Origin of the sequence: Oceanotoga sp., from assembly GCF_030445905.1 — a bacterium.
Lineage (GTDB): Bacteria > Thermotogota > Thermotogae > Petrotogales > Petrotogaceae > Oceanotoga > Oceanotoga teriensis.
The window spans coordinates 1-14,067 of sequence record NZ_JASUSU010000036.1; the positions used below are offsets into that span (position 1 = coordinate 1).

Annotated in this window: 14 protein-coding genes; 9 read left to right on the top strand and 5 right to left on the bottom strand. The window is 23.4% G+C overall.

Translation table 11 applies throughout. The features are described 5' to 3' along the window. Positions 1-148: 148 nt before the first annotated feature. A complete protein-coding gene (locus PWP28_RS10165) occupies positions 149-955 on the bottom strand; it encodes an Mrp/NBP35 family ATP-binding protein (RefSeq protein WP_109606379.1) in 807 nt (268 codons plus the stop codon). A gap of 191 nt (positions 956-1,146) precedes the next feature. Here PWP28_RS10165 and PWP28_RS10170 point away from each other — a divergent pair, with 191 nt between their 5' ends. From PWP28_RS10170 to hpf, 3 genes are all read left to right on the top strand, one after another. Further along, complete coding sequence (locus PWP28_RS10170) at positions 1,147-3,144, top strand: glycoside hydrolase family 13 protein (RefSeq protein WP_240597616.1); 1,998 nt, start codon at positions 1,147-1,149, stop codon at positions 3,142-3,144. 12 nt (positions 3,145-3,156) lie between these two features. Further along, positions 3,157-5,439, top strand: coding sequence for a primosomal protein N' (priA, locus tag PWP28_RS10175; protein WP_264150362.1), 2,283 nt, complete (start codon positions 3,157-3,159; stop codon positions 5,437-5,439). A 110-nt stretch (positions 5,440-5,549) separates the two neighbouring features. Next, complete coding sequence (hpf, locus tag PWP28_RS10180; protein ID WP_109606384.1) at positions 5,550-6,089, top strand: ribosome hibernation-promoting factor, HPF/YfiA family; 540 nt, start codon at positions 5,550-5,552, stop codon at positions 6,087-6,089. 23 nt (positions 6,090-6,112) lie between these two features. Here hpf and PWP28_RS10185 read toward each other — a convergent pair whose 3' ends face one another. Next, entirely contained in the window at positions 6,113-6,352 is a 240-nt protein-coding gene (locus tag PWP28_RS10185) for a glutaredoxin family protein (RefSeq protein WP_109606386.1), read from the bottom strand. A gap of 163 nt (positions 6,353-6,515) precedes the next feature. Between PWP28_RS10185 and PWP28_RS10190 the strand changes: the two genes are divergently transcribed. Next, entirely contained in the window at positions 6,516-7,445 is a 930-nt protein-coding gene (locus tag PWP28_RS10190) for an alpha/beta hydrolase (RefSeq protein WP_109606387.1), read from the top strand. Here PWP28_RS10190 and PWP28_RS10195 read toward each other — a convergent pair. Beyond that, positions 7,442-8,002 carry a PolC-type DNA polymerase III gene (locus tag PWP28_RS10195; RefSeq protein WP_109606389.1) on the bottom strand — a complete coding sequence of 187 codons (561 nt, stop codon included), beginning with the start codon at positions 8,000-8,002 and terminating at the stop codon, positions 7,442-7,444. The genes PWP28_RS10190 and PWP28_RS10195 overlap by 4 nt on opposite strands. Before the next feature lie 28 nt (positions 8,003-8,030). Here PWP28_RS10195 and PWP28_RS10200 point away from each other — a divergent pair, with 28 nt between their 5' ends. Both PWP28_RS10200 and PWP28_RS10205 read left to right on the top strand, forming a co-directional pair. After that, positions 8,031-8,429 (top strand): DUF123 domain-containing protein, encoded by a 399-nt coding sequence (locus tag PWP28_RS10200; RefSeq protein ID WP_109606391.1) that lies wholly within the window; start codon positions 8,031-8,033, stop codon positions 8,427-8,429. Positions 8,430-8,475: 46 nt separating this feature from the next. After that, positions 8,476-8,838: a PadR family transcriptional regulator gene (locus tag PWP28_RS10205; RefSeq protein WP_264150358.1), complete on the top strand. Its 363-nt coding sequence runs from the start codon at positions 8,476-8,478 to the stop codon at positions 8,836-8,838. 13 nt (positions 8,839-8,851) lie between these two features. Here PWP28_RS10205 and PWP28_RS10210 read toward each other — a convergent pair whose 3' ends face one another. Further along, positions 8,852-10,081 carry a hypothetical protein gene (locus PWP28_RS10210; RefSeq protein WP_264150357.1) on the bottom strand — a complete coding sequence of 410 codons (1,230 nt, stop codon included), beginning with the start codon at positions 10,079-10,081 and terminating at the stop codon, positions 8,852-8,854. 133 nt (positions 10,082-10,214) lie between these two features. On the opposite strand from PWP28_RS10210, the gene PWP28_RS10215 reads away from it, so the two are divergent. Continuing rightward, positions 10,215-11,513 (top strand): NAD(P)/FAD-dependent oxidoreductase, encoded by a 1,299-nt coding sequence (locus tag PWP28_RS10215; RefSeq protein WP_109606397.1) that lies wholly within the window; start codon positions 10,215-10,217, stop codon positions 11,511-11,513. A gap of 113 nt (positions 11,514-11,626) precedes the next feature. Beyond that, positions 11,627-12,106, top strand: a complete 480-nt coding sequence (locus PWP28_RS10220; RefSeq protein ID WP_264150356.1) for a DUF6530 family protein — start codon at positions 11,627-11,629, stop codon at positions 12,104-12,106. Positions 12,107-12,149: 43 nt separating this feature from the next. Here the strand turns inward: PWP28_RS10220 and PWP28_RS10225 are convergent, their stop codons facing one another. Beyond that, positions 12,150-12,749 (bottom strand): hypothetical protein, encoded by a 600-nt coding sequence (locus PWP28_RS10225; protein WP_109606401.1) that lies wholly within the window; start codon positions 12,747-12,749, stop codon positions 12,150-12,152. A 106-nt stretch (positions 12,750-12,855) separates the two neighbouring features. On the opposite strand from PWP28_RS10225, the gene PWP28_RS10230 reads away from it, so the two are divergent. Continuing rightward, a complete protein-coding gene (locus tag PWP28_RS10230; RefSeq protein WP_109606403.1) occupies positions 12,856-13,950 on the top strand; it encodes an AraC family transcriptional regulator in 1,095 nt (364 codons plus the stop codon). Positions 13,951-14,067 lie beyond the last annotated feature (117 nt).

Consider the following 14,067-nt stretch of genomic DNA (forward strand, 5'->3'; position numbering starts at 1 on the left):
TTGTAAAATATTTGATGGATTCTTGTTACACTTTTATTTTACGGGGAGGTTCCTTTTTTTTCAACCTCTTTCTTTTTTTATTTCAGGAATGCTCCTAAATTATTATATTTAAAACTCTAAAAACATAATGTTTTTAGAGTTTTATATTTTATTCTAAAATATCTATTATTTTTCTTGAGAGATTTACAAATGGTGCAACTACTTCAGGATCTCCAAAATAAGCACTTGGTTTTCCATTATCCATATTTTCTCTTACTTGTTGATTTATAGGCATTTGAGCTAAGACTTCTAAATTGTATTTTTTTGCAAGATTTAAAGCACCATCTTTACCAAAAATATAATGTTTTGTTTTTGAATCTGGACATACAAAATATGACATATTTTCGACTAAACCAATTACTTTTTGATTCATCATACTCAAGAAATTCAAAGCTTTTTCAACATCGTCTTGTGATACTATTGAAGGAGTAGTTACAACAATAGTTCCAGAAATATTTTTTAAATTTTGAAATATCGTTAATGGTTCATCACCAGTGCCTGGAGGGCAGTCTACTATCAAATAATCAAGTTCACCCCAAGAAATATCTGATATGAATTGTAGTATAGCACCAGTTTTCAGAGGACCTCTCCATATTACAGGAGAAGTTTCTTCTTTTAAAAATTGTGACATTGATATGACTGAAATTCCGCTTATTTCTGGGGGTAAAACTTCATCTCCAACTTGATAAGGTTTTTTATCTCTACCGCCCAACATCCTTGCAACATCTGGACCATGTAAATCAGTATCTAAAAGGCCTACTTTTCTACCTTCGAGTGATAATGCGATTGCGAGATTAACTGCAACGGTAGATTTTCCAACTCCGCCCTTTCCACTCATAACAACAATAGTATTTTTAACTGTCTTCATTCTTTCATTTGCTTTACTTATTACTTCATTTATATTATTAACTGGCATTTTAAAACCTCCTAAAGCAATATATAATAAAATTATATATAGATATATTTAATTGAATTTGAAGTTATGATTAATTATATATTATTATAACATGGAATGGTATTTTATAACTAATTTTGAATTTGATAATATTATAGTTTAATAGCTGATGATATAATATAAATAATTATAATTATATGGAGGGATAATTTATGAAAAATATGAAAAAAATCATTTTATTTATTTTAATATTTTTGAGTGTAAACGTTTTTACTGAAAAAATAACATTTATTTTAGATAGTCCAGAAGCTTCAACAGTTTTTTTAAGAACTGATATAAATAAATTCAAACCTATAAAATTAGAAAAATCTATATCTGGATTATGGAAAACTACTTTAGAAGCAACTCCAGGAAATTATTTATATATATATTACATTGATGGAATTAGAACTAAAGATTATAAAAATAATGAATTTGATTATTATAATGATGAATTTTATAATATTAGAAAAATAGAAAAAACTTATTATCCAATTATAGGTGATAATAAAATAAAATATTTAAAACATGAAAATGAAAGATTTTATATTAATCCAGTTAATGAAAATCTTGTTTATTTAAGAGTTAAGGTGAGTAAAAATGATATAAAAGATTTAAATATTCAAAGTAATGCAGATATTTTAAGTAAAAAAATTTATGAAATTGATAATGAAATTGTGTATGAATTTAAGTTAAAGATTAAATCTAATGAATTAAAATATAGATTTTTGATATATGATGGTGGGGAAATTATATATGGATATAATAAAAGTGATGAATTTTATACATTAAATATGAATAGACCTAAAATCAGTTATTTTGATACACCAAGTTGGGCTAAAGGCGAAATTATATATCAAATTTTTCCTGATAGATTTAGAAACTTTATAAATACTAATGATGATTTTGATGCGCCGAATTGGTATGGAGAATATAATAAAGATGAATTGATGTTTAAAAGTTTTGGTGGAGATTTAAAAGGAATAGAAAATTCTTTAGATTATTTATCAGATCTCGGAATAAAAGGAATTTATTTAAATCCTATATTTTCTGCCAATTCAACACATAAATATAATACAAAAGATTATTTTAAAATAGATCCAAGTTTTGGGACAGAAAAAGATTTTGAGGATTTATTAGAAAAATCACATAATAAAGATTTAAAAATCATTATAGATGGAGTTTTTAATCATACAGGAATTGATTTTTTTGCTATGAAAGAAAATTTTGAAAAACAAGAAAATTCAAAATATTTAGATTGGTATTATATAAAAAATTTCCCAATAAAAGAAAATCCAAATTCATATGAAAGTTGGCAAAATTATGCGAGTTTGCCAAAACTGAATATAGATAATAAAGAAGTAAAATCTTATATATCAAGAGTTTTGGCTTATTGGACATCAATGGGAATAGATGGGTGGAGATTAGACGCAGTGGATCAAATACCAAATTATTTTTGGAATGATTATTTTTATCATTATGTTAAGCAATTAAACAGTGATTTATTAATAACTGGAGAATATTGGAAAAATTCTAAAAATTATTTTGAATACCCATCTTTTGATAGTGTTATGAACTATCTTTTTAAAGATGCTGTTGTTAATTATTCAAAGGGAGGTTCTGCAAATGAACTTGTAAATGATTTACAATATTATTTAAATAGATACCCTCAACAAGTATTAAATACATTATGGAATTTACTTGGATCTCATGATACGAGGAGAATATTTACAGAATTAGATGAAGATATAGAGAAATTAAAAATAGCTGTTGGAATTCAAATGACATTTATTGGAAGTCCTGTCATTTACTATGGTGATGAAATTGGAATGACTGGAGAGAATGATCCTTTTTGTAGAAAACCATTTATTTGGGATGAGAAAACATGGAATAAACAAATAAATGATTATTATAAAAAACTTATTAAATTTAGAAATCAAAATGATGCTTTAAAATATGGTGATATAAAGTTTTTAGAAGCAAAAATAGGTACAGTAGTTTATGAAAGATCTTTTAAAGATGAAAAAGTTATTGTATTGATTAACAATAAAAAAATATCTCCAAAGATTAATTTAAAACTTGATGGGGTTTATACAGATCTCATAAGTGAAAAGAAATATGAACATGTAGAAAAAGTTAATTCAAATACTATAATGATATTATATAAATAAAGGTGATTTAATATGTTTTATTATGAAGTTTCTCCAATAGGAGGAAAAATATACGATACTTATACATATAAATATGAGGAAAAATTATCTAAAGGTCAAAGGGTTATAATTAATATGAGAGGAAATCAAAGTTTAGGTCTTATAATTAAAGAAAGTACAAATATAGATAGCATAAAAATAAAAGAAATAGATTTTATATTAGATGAAAAACCTCTTATAAATGAAAATATATTTGATCTTATATTTGAATCGACAAAAAAATTTTTATTGCCATTGAGTGAAGTTATAAGATTTGTGTTTCCTCCTTTATCTTATGATCTATTTAGAATTAAAATAATGCCGTTGAATGAACTATCTCCTATTCAAAAACCGACTTTTTTGAATGAATATTATAAAAATTTTGAAAATAAAAAAGAAGCAAAAAAAAAGTTGAAAGAATTAATTAATTTGAATATAGTAAAATTAGAACTCCATGAAAAAACCATCAAAAATAAAAAAGAATGGTTTTTAAGTTTAAATAAAGATTTAAAAGATATAATGAATATAAATATATCTGCACAGGCTCAAGCTGTAGTCAATTATTTGATGATAAATGGAGAAATTCCAGAAAAATTGCTTTATGAAGAAAATATAATAAAAAAAAGTTCATCCGTTTTAAAGACATTAAAGAAAAAAGGAATATTAAAATTTAGTGAAAAAAAAGAAATTATTATAAAAAAAGAAGTAGATTTATCTTTAGAACAAGAAAATGCTGTAAAAACAATTTTTTTAAAGAAAGATAAACCTCACCTTTTATATGGTGTTACCGGTAGTGGAAAAACAGAAGTTTTTTTTGAAGTTGCTGAACCTTATTTAAAACAAAATAAAAAAGTACTTATAATGGTTCCAGAAATATCTTTAGCTCCTCAAATGTATAAAAGATTAAAAAATAGATTCTTAAATTATAAACTTGGAGTATATCATTCATCTATGACTAATTCAGAAAGAATTAATGTTTGGTATGGAGCTCAAAAAGGTGATTATGATATAATAATTGGAACACGAAGCTCTGTTTGGTTGCCAATAAAAGATTTATCAATGATAATAATAGATGAAGAACATGATAATTCATATTATCAATTAGAACAAGGTTCATATGATGCAATAGAAGTGGCTTTAATGAGAAAAAAATTTGAAAATCTAAATATAGTTCTTGCTTCTGCAACTCCAAGACTTGTTGATTATAAAAGAGCTTTAGAAGAAAAATATTATTTAGAAACTATAAAAAACAGATTTTATTCACAAATGCCAGAAATAGAAATTTTAGATTTAAAGTCAGAAGAAAAGTATAATTGGATTTTTTCAAAAAAAACTATAAAAAAAATATATGAAACTATAAAAAAAGATAAAAAAGTTATAGTTTTTACACCAACGCGTGGTTATGCTAATTATGTAATATGTAGCGATTGTGGTTATATATTTAAATGTGAAAATTGTGATGTTTCATATACATATCATAAAAAAGAAAATAAATTAAAATGTCATTATTGTGGTGAAGAGAAAAACACCCCCGCGTCTTGTCCAAATTGTAAATCTATAAAATTACAAACAAGAGGTTATGGAACAGAGAAAGTCGTGAATGATTTAATGAAAGCTTTTCCTTCTGTACCAATTGTTAGAGTTGATAGAACTGTTATCAATAATTATGATGAATTAAAAGATACATTTAATTATATGCATGAAAAGGGAAGAAAAATAATAGTTGGTACAAAAATGATAACTAAAGGTCTCGATATTGAAGATTTAGACTTAGTTGTAATTCTTGATTCTGATAGATATGCATTTTTACCTGATTATACGGCTGAAGAAAGTGCAGCTTCTTTGATAATGCAAGTAGCAGGAAGAGCTGGTAGAAAAGAAAAGGGAAATGTTATCATACAGACATTTAAAAATGATAGTAAAATGTTCGAGCATATAAAGAACAATGATTATGATTCTATAATAAAAAGTGAGTTATTAAAAAGAGAAAAATACAATTATCCACCTTATTCTGATATGTATTTGTTGATAATACAAAACGAGTCAAGAGAAGATAATAATAAAATGTCAAATTTAATATATGAAGAACTTAAAAATTTATTTCCAAACACTGAAATATTAGGTCCTGTTGAACCATTAATATATAAATTGAGAAATAAATATAGAAAATATATAATGATCAAAGAAAAAGTTGATAATATAAGACTTTTAAAAATACAAAAAAAATACAACAGAAACCTTATTATACACAGCAATCCTCCAACTACATTATTATAAAATTTGACGTTTAATGTTAAAAGTGGTATAATCTTAATAAGTAATTAAAAAAACATTTGAAAAATTAATAAAAGATATAGTTATATAGCATCAATCACGGAGGTGATTTTATGGATTACAAAGTATTTACAAGGGATATACAACTTACTGAAGCAATTGAAAGCTATATCGAGAAAAGAATGCAAAAACCAGACAGATTATTAGTTAAACATGAAGATCTTGTTTCAACAGCAGATTTTAGAGTTTCAAAAGAAGGCGGTATTTTTAAAGTAGAAATAACAACACATTTTAAAGTTTTTAATAAGATAATTAAGGTAGAAGAAAGATCTGGAGATTTATATGAAGCTATAGATGATGTCACAGATGCACTTGAAAGAAAAATAAGAAAATTGAAAGCTAAACTCCAAGATCATGAAAAAGATGTACAGCCGAATAAAACTTTTAAAGAAGATAAAAATGAAGAACATGAAGAAAATTTTGCAAGGATAAAAAGACATGATTTAAGTTTGATGTCAAGTGAAGAAGCAAAATTACAAGCTGAAATGTTGGGACATCAATTTTATGTATTTAGAAATTCAGAAACTGATGAAGTTAATGTAATTTATAAAAGAAATAATGGAACTTATGGTTTAATAGAATTTATAGGATAAAAGGGGGTTTTCCCCCTTTTATTTTATACCCCCAGTAATTTATCAATTTTATTTTTATCGAAACCAACTATAACTTTATTTCCAATTTCTATAACTGGAACGCCCATTTGACCTGATTTTTTTACCATTTTTTCAGCAGCTTTTTGATCTTTAGAAACATCGATGTTTTTAAAATTCAATCCTAAAGATTTAAAATAGTTTTTTGCTCTACTACACCAAGGACAAGATGGAGTCGAATAAACAGTTATTTTTACATGTTGCATAAAAACACCTCCTATACCTACACAGGGTATAAAATATTATAACATCTAAATATAATTCTTATTTTAATTAAATGTAAATTATAAATTATATAATATAATTTGAGTATTAAAATAAACTCGATTTAATTCAAATAAGATAAATATTTTATATGGGGGTAAAAATATGATATATGATTATGAAAAAACTCCTGTTGAATATTCTATAAAGAGTGAACAGGACTATGAAGTATATAAATTCAAAGCAGTTTATAATGAAGAGCATTATAAAGAAAATAATTATCAATATGTACATGTATTTGAACCTTATTCAAATATAAAAGGGGATATAATATTTGTTCATGGTATTGGACCAAGAAATATAGAATATTTAGAATGGTATGCCAGATATTTTAGAGAAAATGGCTTTAGAACATCTGTTGTTATATTACCGTATCATTTAAATAGGAAACCTTCAAATATGATAGCTGGAGATCCTTTTTATTCTTCTGAGCCTGAAGAATGTGTGAAATTATTTCATAATTCTGTTAAAGATATAAGAAGAACAATAGACTTAATAGAATGTTTTAAAGGATATAAAAAAGATAAACTATATTTAATGGGGGTTAGTTTTGGTGGGATAATAGGTACAATGTCTCTTGCTTTAGATAAAAGAATAAAAAAAGGAATTTTAATGATAACTGGAGGTAATTGGAGATGGATAAATTTTTATTCTCCATATACACAAAGAGTCAGAGATGCATATGAAAAATACGGAAATTCTTTTGGATGTAGAAACGAAGAAAGCTGCATAAAATACAGAAAAGATGCATTATCTTTAGTTAAAAAAAATATATCTTCAATTGAAGATATATTTAATAAGACACCTATAACTTGTTATCATTATGATCCTTTAAGTTATGCAAAGTTTGTGAATCAGGATGTTCTATTTATAAGGGGAATATTTGATAAAATAATACCTCAAAGGTCTACAGATGAACTTATAGAATTATTACCAAATAAAAAGGTAAAGAAAATACCAACAGGACATAAAACAAGTATATTATTTAAAAAAATAGTTGGAAGTTGGGTTATTAATTATTTGGAAAAGTATTAAAAACCAGTATATAAAATTCTCTGTCTCATCTTAAAAAAAGCTTGGGTTGTTAGAATTACATCACCTTCAGCTCTATGTCGTGAAACATTTGTAGATATATTTAATCTATGGCAGATTATATCTAAATTATGTCTCGTTTCACCTTTAAAGACTTTATGAGACATTTTTATTGTATCTATTACAGGATTAAAAAGTTCATCTTTTCTACATAGTTCAAGTTCTCTATTCAGAAATGCTATATCAAATTTAGCGTTTTGAATTACGAGAATACCAGTGCCAATAAAATTTAATAAATCATCACTAATTTCATAAAATTTTGGAGAATTTCTAACATGTAAATCAAAAATACCATGAATTTTTGATACATAATAAGGTATAGGAATTTCTGGATTCAATAAAGTTATAAATCTATCTTTTATGATATAATCTTTATCATCGTCTGTGATATTTATCTTATAAATAGCTATTTCTACAAGTTTATCACCATTTTTAGGTGAAAGACCTGTTGTTTCAGTGTCGAGGATAAAAAATTCTTTATTTTTTAATAAATCTAACATATAAAACTCCTTTCTATGAGGTGAATTTATGAATAAAGGTACATATATAATATTATTAAAATTAAAAAATGAATTAAGTTTTGAAATAAGAAAAAAGAAATATATATTAAATCCTGGAATTTATGCGTATGTTGGGTCTGCAATGAAAAATTTACATCAAAGAGTTGGACGACATATAGATTATAAATCAGGTAAATACAAAAAACATTGGCATATAGATAATTTACTTGATAAAGGAGATGTGCTTTTTTCTTTTATTATACCAGATGGAATATATAGAGAAGAAGAAATTTCTAAGAAATTATCAGAAAAATTTCAATATATAGATGGATTTGGAGCTTCAGATTTAAAAGTGAAATCTAATTTATTTGTTATAGATGACAATGAAAAGTTTTTTTTAGAAATAAAAAATATTATAATTGATTAAAAAATCAATTATAATTTTTAAAGACTTTATTAAGAGGAGAATGAATATGAAAAGATGCAATAATGTTTTAAAAGGTAAAGGATGGCTAATGTCAGCTTTTTTACTTTTAATAATAGCTGAAAAACCCATACATGGTTATAATATAGGAAAAAAACTTGGAGAATTTGGAATAAATCTAAAAGGAGTAAGTAATAAAGGAAGAATATATACTTTTTTGAGTTCTTATGAAGAAGAAGGTTATATAGAATCAAATTGGGATACTCAATATTCTCCACCAAGAAAGATATATAATATAACTCAAAAAGGTTTAGAATATTTGAATAGTATAGAAGAAGAAATAGTAATTATGAAAGATTATCTTGATCATTTTAGTGATAGATTGGCAAATATAAAAAACAAGCAGGGATAATTCCCTGTTTGTTTTAATTATTGTATAAATATTTTAATGTTATTATTAAATCTGAAGATTTGCTTATATCAAAATTTATATCTATAATATTTTCTTTAGAATTATTTTCAATATTGGATATATTATTTCCAAATTTTATAGATTCAATACTCATTCCCAAAGAATCTGATAATATGGATACTTTTTGAATTTTATCATCATAATTATAAATCGATATTTTATATTCCATAATTCTTGTTGATTGTGATTTGAAATTTTTATCTGAAATTTTTTCTATCTTGTATTTCATATTCCAGCTTTCACCTAAAGATAATCTTATCAATTCATCTTTGGCATAATTATCTATAAAAGATTTTTTTAAAGGAAAATCTATATCATCAAATTTTTCACTTATAAAAACTTCACCAGAATTTATGTCTAATCCAAGTCCATTATAATCAGCGTTTTCTATTAATCTATATTTAAGCATATTTTTTGAGCCATTACTTGAGTAAGGTGTAAAATTTATTAAATTTCTGTCTTCATAATTTATTATATCTTTTTCATATAGATTTAAAATTATTTTATTAGAATCGATTGAAAAATCTCTTAATTCTACTGTATAAATATCATTGTTTATATTTTCTGAAAAATTCGAATCTCCCATGGCAGATTTTGAAAATGTTTCTACATTTCTTACTTGCGAATAGTAATAGTTTGGATCAGAATTAATATTTGTACTTATCAAGAATGTATAACCTTTACCTTTATAATCACTGTTTATTTCGATACTTCTTTTAAAATTTCCATTACTCTTCAATTCATAAAAATTTTTCCAATTTGCATCGTATTTAAGTCCAACATAAACATCTTTATCTGATGAAATATTTAATATTTTATTAGAATTGAAAACTTCAAAATCTTCTTTTAAAATTTCTACCCAACTATTAATTTTATTATTAAAATAAATTATTTTATTAGAATCGTCTACTAAATAATAATTATTTTCAATTTCTTTTAATGTATTGTAAGAATAATCTTTTATATCAATGATTTTAAATTTTGGAGAAAAATCTTCATATGATACAGAATATCCATTTGAACCTATTACCCACATAATTTCTGCATTATTTTCAATTTTATGTTTGCCTGGACTCATTTTAATGAAATTAACTAAACCATCTTTAAATATAAAATTATAATCTTTTGAAAAAGATAATAAAGCTATTATTAGTATAAAAAAAGTAATTAAAGCTCTTTTCATGTTACCCCTCCTCATATTTTAATAAATTAGAGTAATTATACATTATTTAACTTAAAAAAATCTGAAACAAACGAAGCAATTTTATGATATAATGTTTTTTGTGTTTTTATTATAATTTCGGAGGTGTGCAACTATGAAAAAAGTTGCTGTTATAGGTTTTGGTGCTGCATCAATAGGATTTATAAAGGGCATTATGGAAAATGGAAAAATAGAAAATATGAAAGTTGATATTTATGAAAGAGGTAAAAATATCGAAACCTCTGGTTTTGGAGGTTTAAAGTATGATGGTAAAATTTTTGTATCCAAAAACATGGGTGGAGATCTTGAGATACCAGAAAAAATACAGAGAGATGTTGTGAATTTTTTTCTTGAAAAAGCTGAATTAGCTAAAAAAATCAATGGAAAATATGAGTATGATGAAAATATAGAACATGGAAATTCATTTGAAGATGATGATTTATATAAAACTTTTTATAATAAAGGTTTTGAGCCTATAAAATCAGAATTTTATCATATAGGAACAGATATTCTTGTTGATACTGTTAATAGAATATATGAAGAATTTTCAAAACATGAAAATATAAATTTTATATTTGATTCGAATATAAAAAAAGTAGAAAGAAATGATCAATTAATAAAAGTATATAATAAAGACGAAATAAAAGAGTATGATGATATTGTAATAGCAGTAGGCAGAAGTGGTCATAAATTGGTTAAACATATTATAGATGATAACCCTGAATTAATATTATCTAATAATAAAGTAGATCTTGGAATTAGATTTGAGTTACCTGATCATATAGTACAAGAATTAAATGATAAAATGTATGAATTCAAAATAAAGCTCAAAACTAAAACAGGATATACTGTGAGGACTTTTTGTAATAATCCTTCTGGTGAAGTTACTGTTGAAAAATATGATGATTTTGTAACTGTAAATGGACATGCAAATTCAAAAAATAAGACAAAAAACACAAATTTTGCGATATTAGTAACACATTCATTTACAGAACCTTTTAATGATCCTGTTGGATATGGAACATATATATCAAAATTATCTAATATTTTGGCAGGAGGAAATAAAGTTATATTACAAACATACGAAGATTTTAAAAAATCTAAAAGAACAAAAAAAATAGGTAGAGTAGAGCCTACTTTAAATCAAAATAATTATATACTTGGAGATTTAAACCTTGTTTTTCCTAGAAAAACAGTAGAATCTATAATAGATTTTATGGAAACTTTAAATGAAATTGTTCCAGGAATAACTTATTCTGATAATCTCTTATATGGTGTAGAAGTTAAATTCTATGGAAATAAAGTTAATACAGATTATTTCAATAATGTAAGAATAATAGGAGATTGTTCGGGATGGACAAGATCTATAACTTATGCAACTTGTCATGGTGTAATCGAAGCTAATAAAATATAAAAATAATGCCTTTAGGCATTATTTTTTTTTGATTGACAATTATTTATTTTTTTGATATAATATTTAGTAATTTACTAAATTAGTAAATTACTAAAATAAAAAGGAGAATTATTATGAAAATACCAGTAAATTTAAAACACAAACCAGTTATTATTTCTGAGAATTATGAAAATATTGATGGAAGAAAAGCATATAATACCGATGCAAAAGGCCTATCTTTGGGATTAGCTCAATGGAATGATAGAGGAAAATTAGATATATCTGCTAAAGTATGGAGACATACTGGAGAAAAATGGTCAAGACAATCAGAGGAATTGCCGATTCATAGAATTCTTGATTTAGCAATTTTAATATGTAAAACAAAATCTTATTTTGGTGAAGCTTATAAATTTCCAAAGTTTTATGATCCAGACAAAGATTTGATAGATAGAATAGGATTACAAGGAGATGCGATGAATGTTTCCATATGTAAGGATAATCCAATGATTGATGAAGATATTAAATTATTTATGCAATCATTAAGTGAAGATGATGAAATATTAAGTGAAAGATTAAGAGTGTTATCTAATATATTAAAAGAAATGGGATATTAAAAAAAGCCAAAAATTTATTCAAATTTTTGGCTTTTAATCTTTTTTAGCATATTCTTTTTTTAAAATAATCATTTTTTAAACAAGAATCTATAATATCTGTATTTTCTAATAAAATTAGATTTTCTTTTTCGATATCCCATTTTTTTGAAATAAAACTAATTATAGAATTATTATTGAAATTAATATAAGAATTTTTACTATGAAAAATATAATTAAAATAACTTTTGTCAAGTGAAGCAAATTCAAGTTTTGAATTAATTAATTTTTCTGTAAGATAATTTTCTGATATTAGTATAAAATCATTTGAAGATTGTTTAATTATAGAAACAGCTCTTTTGTCAATTTTAAACTTATTTTCTTTAAAAAAAGAAAATTTTTTTCTTGAGTCAAATTCTCTTATACATTCATTCCAGTAAAATATACTATGCCCAGAATAATGTGATAAGTTATTCAATATTCTTTCGAAGAAATTCATCTTTAAATTTCCCGATTCTACATTATTAATTATTTTTTGAAGTATACCTTTATAAGATAACAAGTCTTTATCATATCTTTTTAACAATTCAAAAAAATAATCTCTTAAAAATAAAACATCTGGATTTTTATCTATAAATCCATGATATTTAACTAAAAAAACCTTCATTTCATTATTCCTCCTCTAAAACACCATTCTAATAAGATTATATATTATAATATGATATAATTGTATAGTTATATTATCATTTTTATAAAAATATTGAGGTGGAAATATGATAAATGATAAAATAAAAAAGATATGTGAATATACTTTCTATATGACTGATTGTGATACTTATATTTTCGAGGAAAAGACTCAAATAGTTCTTTTATATGATGGATTTAAATATAAAAGTATAATAAATTCAAATATAATAAAAATTTTAAAAAACACTGACAGATATTTAAGTATAAAAAAAATAAAAAATAAAATTTATTTGATTGGATATTTTAAGTATTATGAATCATATATTATAGTTAAAATAGATGAAAGAGATAATCATAATTTAAATAAATCTGTTTTGTATTATTCAATTTTTTTGAAAAATCTTATTGAAAATAATCATAATATTATAGAAAAAATATATGAAAATACCCTTTTGAATTATAATTTTGATAATGAATATAATGAAATAGAAGAAACTATAGAAACCGAAACAGAAAAATATTTTTTTAATATGGAAGATAAAATATTTAATAATTTTAAAAATAAAAAATTTGATGAAGTTAAAGAAGATTTATCTTTTTTAATAGAATCAATAGAAAATTTGAACTATAATAAAAATGAATTTAGACTTATAAAAAATTTATATATCATTTTAATATCAGATTTAATAGATATAGCGATAGATATATTTAATGAGAAAAAGTTATTTTATGATTTATTATATAAATATATGATAAAAATAGAATCTATAAAAAATATGACTATTTTAAAACTAAATGCAATAAGTTTTATTGAAGATATAAAACAAATTCAAATACATCATAGCACAAAAAAATATAGTTTAAAAGTAAAAAAAATAATAAAATATATAGAAAAAAATTTAAATAAAAATATAAAATTAGAAGAAATTTCTTTAAATATAGGAATATCTAAAAGTCATATGTGCAAAATATTTAAAAAAGAAATGAATAAAACTATTAATGATTATATAATAGATAGAAAAATAGAAAAAGCTAAAAATCTTTTAAAATATACAGATTTAAATATAAAAAATATATACTCAGAGATTGGGTTTAATGATCAAAGTTATTTCAGTTTTATTTTTAAAAAAAAAGTAGGAGTTACTCCTATACAATATAAAAACAGTAATCATATAATTTGATTACTGTTTTTATTTTTTAAAATGTAATAATAAGTATAAAGAAAATTAATTAAAAAAATATTTTTTTATTATAAAATATATTGAAAACGATATATCGTTAACGATATTAAGAGGTGA